Source organism: bacterium (assembly GCA_030655055.1).
Taxonomy (GTDB): domain Bacteria; phylum Edwardsbacteria; class AC1; order AC1; family EtOH8; genus UBA5202.
In genome coordinates this window covers 1-3,019 of record JAURWH010000221.1, presented here as the reverse complement: position 1 = coordinate 3,019, position 3,019 = coordinate 1, and the positions used below count along the sequence as shown (strand labels likewise).

Sequence of the window (3,019 nt, the reverse complement as noted above, 5' to 3'; positions counted from 1 at the left end):
ATCGGCCACCGCCGCCGTCATTATCAGCGCCTTGTTCAGCGGCAGATTTTTCTTGACCGCCTGGGACATTTGTTCCGCCGTTCTCACCTTCACCACCTTCCCAACGCCGGGCAGCTTCAGATCGGCCGGTCCGGTGATCAGGGTGACTTTGGCCCCCCGGGCGGCAGCTTCTTCGGCCAGGGCGTAGCCCATCCGGCCGGAGGAACGGTTGGTGATGGTCCGGACCGGGTCTATGTCCTCCTCGGTCCGGCCGGCGGTGATCAGGATGGGAACCCCGGCCAGCTGTTGGTTGGGATACAGCGCCTCCTCAATGGCCTTTTCTATTGCCTCCAGCGGGGCCAGCCGCCCCTTGCCGGTGTCCCCGCAGGCCAGGCGGCCGCTCTCCGGCTCGATGATCTTCCAGCCGAAAGCTTTCAGTTTTTTAAGGTTCTCCTGCACCGCTTGGGCCTGCCACATGTTGACGTTCATGGCCGGAGCTATCAGGATGGGAGAAGTGGCGGCCATGGCCACGGTGGTCAGAAGGTCGTCGGCGATGCCGTGGGCGGCCTTGCCCAGAAAATTGGCGGTGGCCGGGGCTATCACCACCAGGTCGGCCCACTGAGCCAGCGAGATGTGCTCTATCTGCTGGGGCTTGTGTTTGGGGAAAAGTTCCAGGGCCACCGGGTTTCCGGTCAGCGACTCGAACGAGGCCGGCCCCACCAGCTGGCAGGCCGACCTGGTCATCACTGCGGTCACCTGGTGCCCTTTTTTGCGCAGCCGGCTGGCCAGGTCCAGCGCCTTGTAGGCCGCTATGCTGCCGGTAACGCCCAAAAGTATTTTTTTGCCGGAGCTCATGTATGCTGGAAGATCACCTGTCCGTCGCGCATCCGTTCCAGGGCCATGGTGATCGGCTTGATCTCCATCTCCTGGGATGACATCCGGCGCATTTCGTGCAGGCGCCTGGCTTCGCGGGCCGCCACCAGCACCGCGATGTATTTGTTCTCCAGCCCCTTGGAGATCTCGTCGATCGGTATGAAACCCATGGTTGTCCCTCCGTTTATATGTTTGCTATTAATTTGCTTTCTGATGTTAGTTGAAGTCAGCGTGCAATCTGACCGTACTGGGGAAAAAATATTCGGTATCAATCATGTTAATCCTGTCTGCCCCGGTAAAAAGAAATCACTTTATCACGTTGACCACTTCGTCCCGGTTGTAGCGGATCAGCTTGCAACGCTCGGCTTCGATGATGGCGGTCACGGTTTTCACCGTCTGCTCGAACTTGTCGTTGATCAGCCAGTATTCAAAATCCCCGATCTCCTGCATCTCCAGCTTGGCCCGGTTCAGCCGCTTGTTTATCACTTCCTCGGGGTCGGTGGCCCGGCCCTTCAAGCGGATCTTCAGTTCCTCAAAGGTCGGCGGCAGCACGAAGATGGTGACCGCCTGGGGATAGAGCTTCTTGATGGCCCGGGCCCCCACCGTGTCGATGTCCATGATCACGTCCTGGCCGGCGTTCAGCTTGTCGTCGATCTGCTTGCGGGGGGTGCCGTAGTAATTCTCGTGGACCATGGCCCATTCCAGCAGCCGGCCCTCCTCCAGCATCTGCTCAAATTCCTTGGCCGGGACGAAATGGTAATCCTGGCCGTCCCTTTCGCCCGCCCGGGGCGGCCGGGAGGTGACAGAGATGGAATAGTATATCTCGGGATGCAGGGTCACAATGCCCCGGCAGAGCGAGGTCTTGCCGGCCCCGGAGGGGGCCGAGAGGATGATGGGAAAGCCTTTGCGGTCGGGATAGATCATGTCAAGATGTGCTCATATTGTTAATGTGAAATATTTTCCATCCGCAGATTTTACAGATTTTCACAGATTTTTATATATGATTTGGATTGTCCGAGAATGAAAATGGTAATTATAATCTGCGTTAATCTGTGGATAGGAATAGAGCTAATCTCTGTCCTATTGTATCAGCAGGCGCTTGGCCAGCTCCCCGGCCGAAGCGCAGATGGCCGTCAGGTCAACTCCCTGGTCCTGATCAACCCTTAACTGCTGGCCGGTGGCCGGGTCCACCAGGATGACCTTGACATAATAACCGGCCCCGGTCCTGTCGATCTGGCCCACCAGCATTTGTTTGACGTTCAAAGCCTGCCCCAGCTGGGCGGCGCAGACCGGCTCCAGACAATAGGTCTGGGCCAGGTTCTTCCGGGCCAGCAGTTCCTGCATCCGGTCCTTGGGGGTGATGCTGAAGCGGCCGGTCTTGGCCATCTCGGCCCTCAGGAAATCGGCGTAGACCAGGGCATCCTGCCAGGAGGCGTTGGGCCCCTGGTAGATGTTGACCGCGCATTTTATCTGAGAAGTGTCGCCGACGGCAGCCAGCGGCGCGCCCTCGGTGGTCACCTGTCCCAGCCTGGCTCCGGGCTTTGGCTGTTCAACCGGTTTGGCGGTCTCGGTTTGTTGTGCTTTTTTGCCGGATTTGGATAGGAAGCCCAGATCCACTCTCAAACCGGCGCTCAGGGCAATGGTCTCCCAGGGTTTATATGTGCCGCCATCGCTCAGGTTCTGAACCTTAAGCAGGCCGTTGGCCAGGTTCATCCTGGTTGCCAGCATCACCTCGCCCACATAGACCGGCATCCGCAGGCCCACCCCGGCCAGCACCATGGGCGGGGTGCTGTAGATCTTCTTTTCATCCAGGGCCACGTACTGCCAGCGCCCGGCCAGCCCGATGCTCAGGGTGGCCTTCTTGATGGACAGCGAGGTCCCGGCCGAGGTGTAGGCGTTGCCCAGCATCGGCCACTGGCCATTCATGATGTCGGTGCCGCCATTGATCCCCAGCCGGAATCCCCAGAACTTCAGTCCCAGCGAAGCCTTGACCGACAGTATTCCCGGGAAGTCGATGCCGCCTTCCTGGGCCCCGGATTTGTGTTTGAATTCTATCCCGCCCAAATAAAGTTTGGCGGTACCATGCAGACCTAATGTATCATAAAATAGTGAATCAACATTGACCGAATCCAGCCGGGGCTCTCCGTAAGGAATGTAGGCATTGTTG

Annotated in this window: 4 protein-coding genes; all 4 read right to left on the bottom strand. The window is 58.6% G+C overall.

The annotated features are described in order from the left end of the window. The coding region (gene coaBC, locus Q7U71_10350) for a bifunctional phosphopantothenoylcysteine decarboxylase/phosphopantothenate--cysteine ligase CoaBC (protein MDO9392158.1) at positions 1-834 on the bottom strand (834 nt) is incomplete at its 3' end. Next, complete coding sequence (gene rpoZ / locus Q7U71_10345; protein ID MDO9392157.1) at positions 831-1,022, bottom strand: DNA-directed RNA polymerase subunit omega; 192 nt, start codon at positions 1,020-1,022, stop codon at positions 831-833. The genes coaBC and rpoZ, both read right to left, overlap by 4 nt. 136 nt (positions 1,023-1,158) lie before the next feature. Beyond that, the gene (gmk, locus tag Q7U71_10340; GenBank protein MDO9392156.1) at positions 1,159-1,776 is read right to left on the bottom strand and encodes a guanylate kinase; all 618 of its coding nucleotides are present in this window, start codon (positions 1,774-1,776) and stop codon (positions 1,159-1,161) included. A 156-nt stretch (positions 1,777-1,932) separates the two neighbouring features. Beyond that, positions 1,933-3,019: hypothetical protein (locus Q7U71_10335; protein ID MDO9392155.1), on the bottom strand; the 1,087-nt coding region annotated here is incomplete at its 5' end.

What these genes read in the sequence shown, in the direction of transcription:
- rpoZ (MDO9392157.1), bottom strand. Translation starts at nt 1,022, where the DNA reads ATGGGTTTCATACCGATCGACGAGATCTCCAAGGGGCTGGAGAACAAA.
- gmk (MDO9392156.1), bottom strand. Translation starts at nt 1,776, where the DNA reads ATGATCTATCCCGACCGCAAAGGCTTTCCCATCATCCTCTCGGCCCCC.